We start from the raw sequence: 13,580 nt of genomic DNA on the forward strand, positions 1-13,580 counted from the left end.
GTCAGGCCAACAGATCCTTGTAGAGGGCCGCATACCGCGCCGCCGAGGTGCCCCAGCCGACCGGTTGCGCCATCGCGTTCTTTTGCAGCGCATCCCATGTGTCCGGGTCTGCATACAGATCGCAGAGGCGAGTCAGCGCATTGGTCAGCGCGCCTGCGGTGATCGGGTGGAACTGCACCCCGGTCGCCACACCCATGGCCATTGCGGCGGGCGAGGCATTGATCACCGTATCGGCCAGCCCGCCAGTCAGGGCGACCAGCGGCACCGTGCCATAGCGCAGCCCATACAGCTGGGTCAGTCCGCAGGGTTCGAACCGGGACGGCACAAGGATTGCGTCCGACCCGGCGATCAGCCGATGCGACAGGCCTTCATCATAGCCGATCCGCACCGCGACGTTTTCGTGATTGGCGGCCTGGCGGAACGCCTCTTCCAACGCGGCGTCACCGCTGCCCAACAGCGCCAACTGTCCGCCGCGTTCCAACAGCGCTGGCAGCGCCTCGATCAGCAGGTCGAGGCCCTTCTGTTCGGTCAGCCGCGAGACGACGCAGCACAGGGGGCCTTCAGCGTCGGGCAGGCAGAACTCTTCGCGCAGCGCCGCCTTGGCCTTGGCCTTGCCTTTGGGGGTTTTGTAGGGGGCAATCTGATCGTCGGTCGCGGGGTTCCAGACATCTTCGTCGATGCCATTCAGGATACCCGACAGATCGGCGCGGCGGTCGCGCATCACCCCATCCAGTCCCATTCCGAATTCGGGCGTCATCAGTTCTTCGGCATAGGTGGGGGACACCGTGGTCAGCCGGTCCGCCCCCATCAACCCCGCCTTCAGGGCCGAGATATTGCCCCAGTATTCAAACCCTTCCGGCGTAAACCGGGCCGGGTCCAGCCGAAGCTGGCGCAGCTTGGCCGCCGGCGCGATGCCGTGGAAGGCAATGTTGTGAATGGTCATCACCGTGCGGACGCCCTTGGTCCCGGCGTCGTGCAGGTATTCGCACATCAGCCCCGCCTGCCAGTCGTGGCCATGCAGGATGGCCGGGTGCCAGCCGCCGATGCCATGGGCGGCGATCCGGGCCGCGACCCAGGACAGGGCGGCGAAGCGTTCAGGGTTGTCCGACCAGTCACCACCGTGGGGCGCAAGATAGATGCTGCCGGGCCGGTCATACAGGTGGGGCGCGTCAAGGATCAGCAGGTCAAGCCCCGCCACCGTTGCCGCGCGCACTTTGGCCGGGCCGCCAAACAGATCGTCGATTTCCATCGCCGCTTCAGCCCCGGCCGCGGCGGCCATGACCGCCGGGTATCCGGGCAGAAGGGTGCGCATCCGCACCCCTTCGGATGTCAGGGCCCCCGGCAGGGCGCCGGCCACATCGGCCAGCCCCCCGGTCTTTACCAGTGGCGCACATTCCGAAACGACAGAAAGGACGTCGATCATTTGGCGGCTGCTCTCTTATCCAGCATGTCTTGGGTGATCAGCGTGGTGCCCTTGGGCGTCACGCGGAACCACTTTGCATCTTCTTCCGGGTCCTCGCCCACCACAAGCCCTTCGGGGATGATAACCCCCCGGTCAATCACGCATTTCCGCAGCCGGGCGTGCCGGTTCACGGTCACATAGGGCAGGACGACCGCGTGATCGAGGACGGCGTAGGAATTGGTGTGCACCTCGGTGAACAGAAGCGAATTGCGCACCTCGGTCCCTGAAATGATGCAGCCGCCCGACACCATCGACGATATCGCGACCCCACGGCGGTCTTTTTCGTCGTGGATGAATTTCGCGGGCGGAACGCTTTCGGCATAGGTCCAGATCGGCCATTCCGGGTCCCAGAGGTTCAGTTCCGGGGTGAAGTTGGTCAGGTCGATGTTCGCCTCCCAGAAGGCATCGACGGTCCCCACGTCCTTCCAATAGGCGCTGGCCTCGGGGTGGCGCACGCAGCTTTCGGTGAACCGGTGGGCCACGGCCTTACCGTTCTTGACGATCTCGGGGATCAGGTCGTTGCCGAAATCATGGCTGGAATTCGGGTCTTCGGCGTCTTTCAACAGCAGTTCACGCAGGAATTTCCAGTTGAAGACATAGATCCCCATCGAGGCCAGCGCCTGATCCGGGTCTTCCGGGGTTGCGGGCGGGTCTTTGGGTTTTTCGAGGAAAGAGGTGATCTGCCCCGTTGCATCGGTCGCCATCACGCCAAAGGCGGTGGCCTCCATTCGCGGAACAGTCAGGCAGCCGATGGTCACGTCGGCCTTGGACTCGACATGCTGTTGCAGCATCAGTTCGTAGTCCATCTTGTAGATGTGGTCGCCCGCAAGGATCACGATGTAGTCGATGTTGTAGCTGTCGACGATGTCGATGTTCTGGGCCACGGCATCGGCCGTGCCGCGATACCACATGCCCTCGTCCACCCGCTGCGAGGCGGGCAGGATGTCCAGGAATTCATTGCGTTCCGCCCGGAAAAAGCTCCAGCCGCGCTGCACGTGGCGGATCAGGCTGTGGGCCTTGTACTGGGTCGCCAGCGCGATCTTGCGGATGCCGGAGTTCATCGCGTTCGACAGGGCAAAGTCGATGATCCGAGTCTTGCCGCCGAAATAGACGGCCGGTTTCACCCGGCGGTCGGTCAGTTCATGAAGTCGGCTGCCGCGCCCCCCGGCAAGAACAAAGGCCATCGACCGTTGGCTCAGACGTCGTGTGGTAGGTTGCATGTCTCTCTCCCCTTCTTCAGCCTTGTGCGGCCCGGAAAACAACCGCCGACAGGGGCGGCAAGGTGACTTCGATGGATGCGGGGCGGCCATTTGCGGGCGTGTCTGTCGCAACGACACCGCCCAGATTGCCCCGGTTGCCGCCGCCATAGATGCTGGCGTCGGTATTCATGATTTCGTCCCATTGTCCGGTGTGGGGCGCCCCAATCCGGAAACTGCTGCGTTCAACGGGCGTCAGATTCAGGGCGACCAGCACCGGCGGATCGCCGGCATCGCCCTTGCGCAGGAAGGTCAGGACCGACTCTTCGCTGTTTCCACCGTCGATCCATTCGAATCCGGCCGGATCGCAATCGTTCACATGCAGCGCCGGAACATCGCGATAAAGCTGGTTCAGATCACGGATCAGGCGCTGGATGCCGGCATGGGCCGGATCGGCCAAACTGGCCCAATCAATCTGCTCGTCATGTTTCCATTCATGGGCCTGGGCGATCTCGCAGCCCATGAACAGCAGCTTCTTGCCGGGGAAGGTCCACATGTAGCCGTAGTAGGCCCGCAGGTTGGCAAATTTCTCCCAACCGTTTCCGGGCATCTTTTCCAGCATCGACCCTTTGCCATGCACCACTTCGTCATGGCTGATCGGCAGGATGAAGTTTTCGCTGAATGCCCAGTCGATCGGGAAAGTCAGCAGATGGTGATCATACTTGCGATAGATCGGGTCCTTTTCGATGTAGCGCAGGGTATCGTTCATCCACCCCATGTTCCATTTGAACCCGAACCCGAGGCCGCCCAGATCCACCGGCCGCGACACGCCCGGAAAGCTGGTGCTTTCCTCGGCCACGGTCATGATCCCGTCGTGGCGGCCATAGGCTTCGACGTTCATCGCCTTCATGAAGTCGATGGCTTCGTAGTTTTCGCGGCCACCGTCCTTGTTCGGAATCCATTGCCCATCGTCGCGGGAATAGTCGCGGTAGAGCATGGAGGCCACCGCGTCCACCCGCAGCCCGTCGATGTGGTATTCTTCCAGCCAATACAAGGCGTTGGCCACAAGGTAGTTCTTCACCTCGGTCCGGCCATAGTTGTAGATCAGCGTGTTCCAGTCCTGATGGAACCCTTCACGCGGATCGGCGTGTTCATAAAGCGCGGTTCCGTCGAACCGGCCCAACCCATGCGCGTCGGCGGGAAAATGCCCCGGCACCCAGTCAATCAGCACCCCAAGGCCTTCGGCATGGGCGGCCTCGATCAGGTCGCGGAATTCGTGCGGCGGGCCAAAGCGGATGGTTGGGGCATACATGCCCACCGGCTGATAGCCCCATGACCCGTCGAACGGGAATTCCGAAACCGGCAGGAATTCAAGGTGGGTAAATCCCATGTCCTTGGCGTAGGCCACAAGTTCCTTGGCCAACTCCTTGTAGGACAACGGGCGGCCACCATCGTCATAGCGCCGCTTCCACGACCCGAGGTGCACCTCGTAGATCGAAATCGGGGCGCGGCGGTCGTTCGCGGCGGCGCGGGTTTCCATCCATTTGGCGTCTTTCCAGCCATAGCCCGCGATGTCCCGCACGACCGAGGCGGTTTCGGGCGGATGTTGCGCGCCAAACCCAGTTGGGTCCGCTTTCAGGTGCAGACCGCCGTGGGGATCGATGATTTCATATTTATAGGTCGCCCCATCGCCCACGCCCGGCAGGAAGATTTCCCAGACCCCGGTGTTGCCGACCCGGCGCATTGGGTTGCCGCGTCCGTCCCAGCCGTTGAAGTCGCCTACAATAGATACCCGGGCGGCGTTCGGCGCCCAGACGGCGAAATGGGTGCCCGCAACCTTTTCATGGGTCATGACATGGGCGCCCAGCGCCTCCCACAGACGGTAGTGCGTGCCTTCGCCGATCAGGTATTGATCCAACTCGCCCATGACCGGGCCGAACCGGTAGGGGTCTTCAAACCCATGCTCGGACCCATCCGCGTAGGTGGCAACAAGGCTGTAGTTCTTACCCCTGATCTTTCCGGAAAACACGTCGCCGCCCATTGAAGAAAGGGTCGATTTTGTCTTGCCGCAGATCGCACTAACCGCGGTTGCGCCGGGCAGATAGGCCGTGACCCAATTGGCCCCGCCATCGCGGTGCAGACCCAGCACGTCGAACGGCCGGTCATGCCGCCCGGCAGACAGCCGGTCGATATCTTCCTGCGTCAGGAATGCGGGCCCGTTTTTATCGGCCATTATTGATTTCCTCCCATTGCGTCACAGCATGTACCATGTCGCCACTGTTAGCGTTAACATGATTTTAGGAGTCAATATAGACTGAAAGGATAGCGCGATAGCCCCCCTACCGGAAACCCGCTTTGCGCCATACGCATAGGGTGGGATCGAGTCAGATCACGGCGCGTTCAAGGATCGGACGGCCCTCGGCGATCCGGTCATAGGCGAACGGCGACAGATCGAAGGTGCGATATTTGCCATAGGTGATCAGCTCTGACATGCCGCGCCCCATGGCGGGGGACTGCTGTAAACCGTGCCCGGAAAATCCGTTCTGGAACAGGAAGTTTTCAACCTGGGTGTGCGGCCCGAGAATGGCGTTCTGATCCAGCAGGTTATAGGCATATTGCCCGGTCCATTCGTTGATCACGCGGATCGCTTCGAACTGCGGGATACGGCTGGCGATGGCGGGCCACGCGGTATTTTCCCACAACCCGTGATCCATGGTGAAATCGGACGGGTCCGCCGCCGGGTCCGGGTCGCCCTTGCTGCCCGCCAGATAGGTTGTCGGTCCGTCCTGCCGCACATGAACGCCCGAGGGGTCGATCGTCAGCGGCAGGTCCATGTTAATCGGGTTTTCGGCGGTGAAGACCCAGGTGTAGCGCTTGCGCGGCTCTACCGGGATGTCGATCCCGGCCATTGCGGCGGTGCGGGCCGCGCGTGGGCCCGAGGCGTTGACCAAATGACCGCAAGACACGACCTCTCCGCTGGCGAGCGTCACGCTCTCCACCCGCGTCCCGGCAGCGTTCAGGGTCATGCCCGTCACCTCGGCCGCGACATATTCCGCGCCCTGTTCCATCGCCTTGCGCCGGAACCATTCGAACAGGGTGCCCCCATCCCAATACCCTTCGTCGCGGGTGTTGATGGAGCCAAGGACAATATCGTCCAACTGGTAGAACGGATAGCGTGTGGCGATCTCGTCAGCCGTCAACAGTTCGGTTTCCGCCCCCGCGGCCAGCTGCACCTGCTGGTTGGCGCGCAGCACATCGGCAAAGCCTTCGCTATCGGCAAGGTAAAGGTAGCCGTAATTCTGCACCGTCAGGTTCGGCACCCGATCGTCGCCACCCATATTGGCGCGCAGGTCACGGATGAAATCGGCAGTGAACTGCGACATGCGGATGTTCAGCTCCATCGAGAACTGCTGCCGGATGCAGGAGTTCGTGTGGGCCGTGGAACACCACGCATAGCTGGGGTCGCGTTCAAGGACGAGGATCGACCCGTCGAAATCCGGATTTTGCGTCAGCCACCAAGCGGTCGACGACCCCATGATCGCGCCGCCAATGATCACCACGTCATAGGACGACCGGCGGGGCGACGCCCCGAAACCCTTTGCCGCCATCAGAACACCTCTCCCATACGCGCGCGGGCCAGAATGGCGTCAATTTCGGCCCGATCAAGCCCGTAATCACGGGCGGCCACCTCGGCACTGATATAGCCCAGCGCAAGGTCGCGGCGCACTTGCGCCGGGTCGCGTTCGGACGCGGGGCCATAGCCCGCCCCACCGGGAAAGGCCATCAGGACGCGGCGGCCATGCGGCACGAATTGCTTGCCCTTGCCCTTCATCGGGGTTCCGTCGTCCTGACCGATTGTCGTGGGGGCGCCTTCGGACCCGCCGCGCCGGCCCCGGGCCGGATGGTTGACCCGGTCGAACATCGCCTGAAAGTCGAACTCGTGGCCGTCGCGGGCGCCGACCTCCATGAACTGGCCCAAGCCGCCGCGTGATTTACCTGCACCGCCGCTGTCGGGCCGCAGTTCCTTGCGCCAGATGATGACCGGACCGACCTGTTCCGTCGCCTCGACCGGCATGGTCATCACGCCCGAGGGGAAGGCGGTGGCGTTCATCCCGTCCAGTGCGGGCCGCGCCCCCGATCCGCCAGAGTTGAAGGTCAGCACCTCGGCCCGGACGGCCGATTTCGGTGCGGGCGCGTCGGTGCGCGGGCGCAGCGAGACCTGGAAGTTGCACAGGCACCCGGCCCCTTCGGCGGGCACCGTATCGGGCAGCAGCTTGTCCAGCGCGTCATAGACCGTGTCGGGCACCATGTGACCGATCACGTGGCGCAGCGCCACCGGGGCCGGATGCCGGGCGTTCACGATGCTGTCCTCGGGCGCGACCACTTCGAACGGGGCGAGGGAGGCCGCGTTGTTGGGGATCTCCGGGGCGATGGCGCATTTCAGCGCGTAGCAGGCGTAGGCCTTGGTATAGACCAGCGGCACGTTGATGCCCTTCTTATCCAGCCCGCTTGTCCCGTCCCAGTCGCACAGGATGCGATCCTTTTCGATGGTCAATCGCACCTTCAGGTCCACCGGGTTGGAATAGCCGTCGATCCGCATATGCCCGTCGGCCACGCCCGGTTTCAGAGCGTTGATCCGGTCCAGCGTTGCGCGGCGCGAATTGGTCAGGATAAAGTCGGAAATCCCGGCCAAATCGGCCAGCCCGAATTCCTGCATCATGTCAATCAACCGTCGGTGGCCGATGTCGTTACAGGTCGCCAGCGCGTAGATATCCCCGACAAGTTGGTCGGGTTCGCGCACGTTGCCCCGGATGATCCGGATCAGGGTCTGGTCCACCTTGCCCCGGTCCGCGAATTTCATGATCGGGATATATAGGCCTTCCTCGTAGACCGAGTTCGCGTCGGCGCCAAACCCGCGCCCGCCGATATCGACGATATGGGCGGTGCAGGCAAAGAACCCGACGTGCCGGCCCTGATGGAAGGAGGGCGTGACCACGGTGATATCATGCAGGTGGCCGGTGCCTTCCCACGGATCGTTGGTGATATAGATATCGCCCTCGACCATGTTCTCGGCCCCGATCCGGCGGATGAAATGCGGCACCGCATCGGCCATGGCGTTGACGTGACCGGGGGTGCCGGTCACCGCCTGCGCCAGCATCTGGCCCGCCTCGTTATAGACCCCGGCGGACAGGTCGCCCGCCTCGCGGACCGAGGTGGAGAAGGCGGTGCGCACCAGCGCCTGCGCCTGTTCTTCGACGACAGAAATCAGGCGGTTCCACATGACCTGATAGGCAACTTTGGACGGTTGGGTCATAGCTCAGGCCCCTTTCACGTTCAGGTCGATGGTGCCGTCCGACAGGGCGCGCGCCCGGCGGCTGGAGGGCACGACCACGGTCGTTTCATCTTCGGTGATCAGCGCGGGACCGTCTGCGCGGCTGCCCGGCTGCAGTCCGGCGCGGAGGTAGATCGCGGCAGGTTTCGCCCGGCCCAGCGCCGCATCGAACAACTCGCGCTGCCCCACGGCGGCGGGCTGGCCCGCGTCGACCACATCGGCGGCCGGATCGACCGGGGGCAATGGCGTGGTGGCGTTGACCGACCAGACGGTGATCTCGGCCTCCATCCCATCCACGGACCGCCCGAACAGCTTGGCATAATCCTCCTCGAACAGCCGCAGGAAGGTGGCGGCGTCCGGGGCATGCGCCTGTTCCGGGGTCAGCGGCACGGGGATTTCCCAGCCCTGCCCGGAATAGCGCATATAGACCTTATGTTCGGTCAGGATCTCGGCCTTGGCGTCGCAGGACCGGACAAAGCCCTGCGCTTCCTCCTCCATCTCGGCGAACAGCGCCTTGACCCGATCCTGATCGAAGGCGCCGATCTTCATGAAGACAGAACGGTTCGCCTCGAAACTGAAGGGCGCGCGCAGGAACCCGATGGCGGAACCTACCCCGGCCCCCTGCGGGATCAGGCAGCGGTCGATGCCCAGCTTTTCGCACAGGCGGGCGGCGTGCAGGGGGGCGGCGCCGCCGAAGGCGATCATCGTATATTCGCTCAGATCCTCGCCGTTTTCGACGGCATGCACGCGGGCGGCATTGGCCATGTTTTCGTCGACCACTTCGGCCAGGCCCCAGGCCGCTTCGACCGGGTCCATGTCCAGACGATCGCCCAGATGGGCCGTCAGCGCGGCACGCGACCTGTCGGGATAGAGCGGGATCGTCCCGCCCGCGAAATTGTCAGGGTCCAGTTTGCCGAGAACTAGATCGGCGTCGGTCACGGCGGGCTTTTCCCCGCCCCGGCCATAACAGGCGGGCCCCGGTTCGGACCCAGCGCTTTCCGGGCCGACCCGGATCTGACCCAACAGGTCCACATGGGCCAGCGACCCGCCGCCCGCACCGATTTCCACCATGTCGATCACCGGGATCGAAATGGGCATCCCCGACCCTTTCTTGAACCGGTAGGTGCGGGCCACCTCGAACACGCGGGCGGTTTTCGGGGCGCGGTTCTTGATCAGGCAGATCTTGGCGGTGGTGCCGCCCATGTCGAAGGAAAGGACCTTGTCCAACCCGTGCCGCGCGGCGATGTCGGCGGCAAAGACCGCGCCGCCCGCCGGACCGCTTTCCACCAGCCGCACCGGGAAATCGGCGGCGGTGTCGATGTCGATGATCCCGCCACCGGAGTGCATCAGGAACACCGGGCAATCGGCCCCCTCCGCTGCCAGCCGCCCCTTCAACCGCCCAAGGTAGGACTTCATCAGCGGCTTGATATAGGCGTTGGCGATGGTCGTGTTGAACCGTTCGTATTCCCGCATCTGCGGGCTGACCTGCGACGACAGGGACACCATCACGCCGGGCAGCTTTTCCGCCAGAACCTCGGCCACCATCCGTTCATGGGCGTCGTTCACATAGGAATGCAACAGGCCCACCGCGACGCTGTCATAGCCGGCAGCGGCCAGATCATCGGCCAGCGCCTCGACCTCGGTCCGGTCCAGCGGGATCAGGACATTGCCCTGCGCATCCATCCTCTCGGCCACGGTATAGCGGCGGTTCCGGGGCAAAAGCGGCTCTGGCAGGGTCAGGTTCAGGTCGTATTGTTCAAACCGGCTTTCGGTCCGCATCTCGATCACGTCGCGGAACCCTTGGGTGGTGATCAGCGCCGTCTTTGCCCCGCGCCGTTCGATCAGCGCGTTGGTGGCAAGGGTCGTCCCGTGGATGATCTGGCCGATCTGGTCGGGGCTGATCCCGGCCTTGCCGCAAACCCGGTGCATCCCTTCGATGATCGCATCTTCGGGCGCGGAATAGGTCGTCAGCACCTTGGTGGAAAACCTGTCCGCGCCCACGTCCAGAACCACGTCCGTAAAGGTTCCGCCGATATCCGCGCCCAGCCGTATTCCGTCCCGTGCCATTGTCGCCCTCGCAATTCGTTTCCGGGGCAGAGTAGCCGCTTCGGCCGATCAGGAAAAATCCACATTGCAGATTGCCGCAATCAGGAATGCTTATCCTTCCGGCGGAAACAGCCCCTGCGCGATGTCGGCAGCAGTGCGGATGTAGGGCGGCGTCGGGTCACTGTTCCACCGGGCGGCAAACGCCAGGTTTTCGGGGGTCCAGCCATAGTCGATCCGGCGCAAACGGCCCGCCGCGATCGGATCGGCCACCATGGCGGCGGGCAGGCAGGCCAGACCCAGCCCATCCATCGCCAGATGCAGGCAGGCGGCGATATTGGACGAGGGGACCAGACGGGCCGGACAGCCTGCGCCGCGGAAATGCTGTTCCAACTGCAGAAACGGGGCGGTGCCCCGCGCGTGGGTCAGGATCGGCTGCGCGGCCAAATCCCGCGCGGTCAGCGGGTCTGGCAGGGCGGGCTGACCGGCGGCCACGACCCAGACATAGGGGGATTGGCCCAACGGCAGCTCGCGCCGGGCGGCGATGTCGAAGGGGCCGCTTTGGAAGGTCAGGTCCAGGTCCCGCTCGGCCAGCGCGCGGGTCAGGTTCGCGCTCAGGTCCACGGTCAGTTCCACATCGACCGCCGGGAACGCTTCTTTGAAGCGCATCAGGAAGGGGCGCAGCCAGGTCTGGGCGACCAATTCGCTGACCCCAAGGCGCAGGACACCATCGAACAGATCGGCCCGTCCGTTGGCCTGCACCATGTCATCCACCGCCCGCAGGATCGCGCGGGCATGGGGCAACAGGGCCGCCCCCTTGCGGGTCAGCAGAACGGACCCCGCATCGCGATCGAACAGCCGGTCGCCCAATTGATGTTCCAACTGCGATATCCGGTTCGAGATATTCGGTTGCGTGGTGTTCAGCCGTTCTGCCGCGCGGCGGAAATTGCCAAGGTCCGCGACGGTGACGAAGGCCTGCACATGCTTGAAGTTGAATTGCGCCATGCGCTGATCTGGACCGAGCGCGCGCGCGGGCGCAAGCGCTTTCGCCCCTTCCCCGATGGCCCGCGCTGCACTATAGGGCGGCCATGTCCCAGAACCCGCCTAATCTACGCCCCGACCTCGCGCCCCGCGCCCGGATCACCGAAACCGCCCGCCCCGGCCAACCGACCATCGGCATGGTCAGCCTTGGCTGCCCCAAGGCGCTGGTGGACAGCGAACGCATCCTGACCCGGCTGCGCGCCGAAGGTTACGCGATCAGCCCCGATTACGCCGGGGCCGACGCGGTGATCGTGAACACCTGCGGGTTTCTGGACAGCGCCAAGGCGGAAAGCCTTGAGGCGATCGGCGAGGCGCTGACGGAGAATGGCAAGGTGATTGTCACCGGCTGCCTGGGGGCGGAACCAGAGTATATCACCGGGGTGCATCCGCGCGTTCTGGCCGTGACCGGGCCGCATCAATACGAACAGGTGCTGGACGCGGTACACGGGGCCGTGCCGCCCGACCCGGACCCGTTCATCGACCTGCTGCCCGCATCGGGGGTCAAATTGACCCCGCGCCACTACAGCTATCTGAAGATTTCTGAAGGCTGTAACCACAAGTGCAAGTTCTGCATCATCCCCGACATGCGCGGGCGGCTGGCGTCGCGTCCAGCCCATGCGGTGATCCGCGAGGCGGAAAAACTGGTCGAGGCGGGGGTGAAGGAACTTCTGGTGATCAGCCAGGACACCTCGGCCTATGGGGTGGATATCAAACATGCCGAGGACCGGGGGCACCGGGCCCATATCACCGATCTGGCCCGCGATCTGGGGTCGCTAGGGGCTTGGGTGCGGCTGCACTACGTCTATCCCTATCCGCATGTGCGCAACCTGATCCCCCTGATGGCCGAGGGGCTGGTGCTGCCCTATCTGGACATCCCGTTCCAGCATGCCCACCCCGAGACGTTGCGGCGGATGGCGCGGCCCGCGGCGGCGGCGAAAACGCTGGACGAGATTGCGGCGTGGCGGCGGGATTGCCCCGACATCACCCTGCGGTCCACCTTCATCGTCGGCTACCCCGGCGAGACCGAGGAGGAGTTCCAGACCCTGCTGGACTGGCTGGACGAGGCGCAGCTGGATCGGGTCGGCTGCTTCCAATACGAAAACGTCGCCGGGGCCCGGTCCAACGACCTGCCCGACCATGTGCCGGACGAGGTCAAACAAGACCGCTGGGATCGGTTCATGGAAAAATCACAGGCGATTTCCGAGGCGAAACTGGCCGCCAAGGTTGGAAAAACCATAGACGTGATCGTTGACGAGATCGACGTAGACGGCATCGCCACCTGCCGAACCAAGGGCGACGCGCCCGAGATCGACGGCAACCTGTTCATCGACGAGGGGACAGAGGGGCTGTCCGTCGGGGAGATCGTTCAGGTCGAAGTTGACGAGGCGGGGGAGTATGATTTGTGGGGGAGAGCTCGGTAGCTGGCAAGGGCCGAAGCCACTCTCCTTGACATTGTTTTTGTTTGTGGGAATACACTCCGCAAATGGGACGACTATTTGACAATAAGCTTGCTGCTGCACTCTTACCGTTGATACCCTTGGTAATGGGGGCGGCCTTCAAATTTGCGGTAATTGACGAGCCTAATGGCGATCCCTTCTTGCACCTTTTTGATTCGTATATCGTCGGTGCATGGATCGAAGTTATTTCAATCTCAATGGTTGGCGCTATTGCTTGGGCGTACGCTAGTGCCGGCCATGAAAGACAGCTCGGACAAGAGCTGATCATTGTTGTGGTGGCACCTCTCATTGCATTGATTGTCTGCATTGTATTGCGACTGGGAGCACCAAAGCTTGATTGGGCGAACGACTGGACTACGGTTTATTTACCCCTCATACTTAGCTTGGTGGCATTGGCCTTTAGCTCCGTGATGATTCGGGAAGTTTCAAAATGATTGATGCACCTGACAAAGCGCGGACTGAACGCCGTATCGCTCGAGTGCTGCGAGATCACGCTATGCCTGCAAGAGAGATTGATGATGCGGTCCACGAAGTGGTAGACACTTTCGATACAATGAGCATCAAGACATATCAGACAAATGCATTTCTGAGAAAGAGTAGCCGTAGAAAGATAGCCGCTGTGATAGAGGGTTTGGTGGCTTCAACTGCCGCAACCGCGGCTGTTATTGCGACAACTTTGGCTATTCTTTGGCAGCTCAATTGAGCCTATAACAGGCCGTAAGCTCTTGATATGAAAACTTATCTTGAGATTGCCATTTTGGCAAACCAATCACGCAGCGCACTCAATATCCAGATGCAATCGACCAGATACAATCGAATAGATAGATACAAAGCTTGCCCAAAAAACTGTTGCGCCAAAGTGCAACCATTCGTGCCCAGCTTTGTAAAGAGCCCTCCCTACAACCAGTTATTTCTGTTGATAAGACCTCACAATGGATCGCTCCCCTTCCAGTTCGGAGTTGGTCCAGAGTGAGTTCGGATGTCCCACGGTGCCGCACCTCCTGAATGTTCCGCGACTTGATCCGTTTCAATGCGCTCGCCCATGGGGC

10 protein-coding genes are annotated in these 13,580 nt (G+C 62.8%); 3 read left to right on the forward strand and 7 right to left on the reverse strand.

Annotated elements, in window-relative coordinates; translation table 11 throughout:
- Nucleotide 1: 1 nt before the first annotated feature.
- The 7 genes from glgA to U3648_RS05835 form a co-directional block, all read right to left on the reverse strand.
- Entirely contained in the window at nt 2-1,423 is a 1,422-nt protein-coding gene (gene glgA / locus U3648_RS05805) for a glycogen synthase GlgA (RefSeq protein WP_420858298.1), read from the reverse strand.
- On the reverse strand, nt 1,420-2,682 hold the full coding sequence (gene glgC, locus U3648_RS05810) for a glucose-1-phosphate adenylyltransferase (RefSeq protein WP_420858299.1): 1,263 nt from the start codon (nt 2,680-2,682) through the stop codon (nt 1,420-1,422). The genes glgA and glgC overlap by 4 nt, the downstream gene beginning before the upstream one ends.
- A gap of 16 nt (nt 2,683-2,698) precedes the next feature.
- The gene (gene glgB, locus U3648_RS05815; RefSeq protein WP_420858300.1) at nt 2,699-4,891 is read right to left on the reverse strand and encodes a 1,4-alpha-glucan branching protein GlgB; all 2,193 of its coding nucleotides are present in this window, start codon (nt 4,889-4,891) and stop codon (nt 2,699-2,701) included.
- Nucleotides 4,892-5,042: 151 nt separating this feature from the next.
- Entirely contained in the window at nt 5,043-6,266 is a 1,224-nt protein-coding gene (locus tag U3648_RS05820; RefSeq protein ID WP_420858301.1) for an NAD(P)/FAD-dependent oxidoreductase, read from the reverse strand.
- Nucleotides 6,266-7,972: a hydantoinase B/oxoprolinase family protein gene (locus tag U3648_RS05825; RefSeq protein WP_420858302.1), complete on the reverse strand. Its 1,707-nt coding sequence runs from the start codon at nt 7,970-7,972 to the stop codon at nt 6,266-6,268. Before U3648_RS05825 ends, U3648_RS05820 begins: the two co-directional genes overlap by 1 nt.
- Nucleotides 7,973-7,975: 3 nt before the next feature.
- A complete protein-coding gene (locus U3648_RS05830) occupies nt 7,976-10,057 on the reverse strand; it encodes a hydantoinase/oxoprolinase family protein (RefSeq protein WP_420858303.1) in 2,082 nt (693 codons plus the stop codon).
- Between the two features lie 90 nt (nt 10,058-10,147).
- The gene (locus U3648_RS05835) at nt 10,148-11,038 is read right to left on the reverse strand and encodes a LysR family transcriptional regulator (RefSeq protein WP_420858304.1); all 891 of its coding nucleotides are present in this window, start codon (nt 11,036-11,038) and stop codon (nt 10,148-10,150) included.
- Between the two features lie 83 nt (nt 11,039-11,121).
- Here U3648_RS05835 and rimO point away from each other — a divergent pair, with 83 nt between their 5' ends.
- The 3 genes from rimO (at nt 11,122) to U3648_RS05850 (ending at nt 13,234) form a co-directional block, all read left to right on the forward strand.
- Nucleotides 11,122-12,495 (forward strand): 30S ribosomal protein S12 methylthiotransferase RimO, encoded by a 1,374-nt coding sequence (rimO, locus tag U3648_RS05840; RefSeq protein WP_420858305.1) that lies wholly within the window; start codon nt 11,122-11,124, stop codon nt 12,493-12,495.
- Between the two features lie 62 nt (nt 12,496-12,557).
- Entirely contained in the window at nt 12,558-12,965 is a 408-nt protein-coding gene (locus tag U3648_RS05845) for a hypothetical protein (protein ID WP_420858306.1), read from the forward strand.
- A complete protein-coding gene (locus U3648_RS05850; protein ID WP_420858307.1) occupies nt 12,962-13,234 on the forward strand; it encodes a hypothetical protein in 273 nt (90 codons plus the stop codon). Before U3648_RS05845 ends, U3648_RS05850 begins: the two co-directional genes overlap by 4 nt.
- Nucleotides 13,235-13,580 lie beyond the last annotated feature (346 nt).

The organism is Marivivens marinus, from assembly GCF_035969385.1.
In the GTDB taxonomy this organism is placed as follows: Bacteria; Pseudomonadota; Alphaproteobacteria; order Rhodobacterales; family Rhodobacteraceae; genus SELP01.

What these genes read in the sequence shown, in the direction of transcription:
- glgA (WP_420858298.1), bottom strand. Translation starts at nt 1,423, where the DNA reads ATGATCGACGTCCTTTCTGTCGTTTCGGAATGTGCGCCACTGGTAAAG.
- glgC (WP_420858299.1), bottom strand. Translation starts at nt 2,682, where the DNA reads ATGCAACCTACCACACGACGTCTGAGCCAACGGTCGATGGCCTTTGTT.
- glgB (WP_420858300.1), bottom strand. Translation starts at nt 4,891, where the DNA reads ATGGCCGATAAAAACGGGCCCGCATTCCTGACGCAGGAAGATATCGAC.
- U3648_RS05820 (WP_420858301.1), bottom strand. Translation starts at nt 6,266, where the DNA reads ATGGCGGCAAAGGGTTTCGGGGCGTCGCCCCGCCGGTCGTCCTATGAC.
- U3648_RS05825 (WP_420858302.1), bottom strand. Translation starts at nt 7,972, where the DNA reads ATGACCCAACCGTCCAAAGTTGCCTATCAGGTCATGTGGAACCGCCTG.
- U3648_RS05830 (WP_420858303.1), bottom strand. Translation starts at nt 10,057, where the DNA reads ATGGCACGGGACGGAATACGGCTGGGCGCGGATATCGGCGGAACCTTT.
- U3648_RS05835 (WP_420858304.1), bottom strand. Translation starts at nt 11,038, where the DNA reads ATGGCGCAATTCAACTTCAAGCATGTGCAGGCCTTCGTCACCGTCGCG.
- rimO (WP_420858305.1), top strand. Translation starts at nt 11,122, where the DNA reads ATGTCCCAGAACCCGCCTAATCTACGCCCCGACCTCGCGCCCCGCGCC.
- U3648_RS05845 (WP_420858306.1), top strand. Translation starts at nt 12,558, where the DNA reads ATGGGACGACTATTTGACAATAAGCTTGCTGCTGCACTCTTACCGTTG.
- U3648_RS05850 (WP_420858307.1), top strand. Translation starts at nt 12,962, where the DNA reads ATGATTGATGCACCTGACAAAGCGCGGACTGAACGCCGTATCGCTCGA.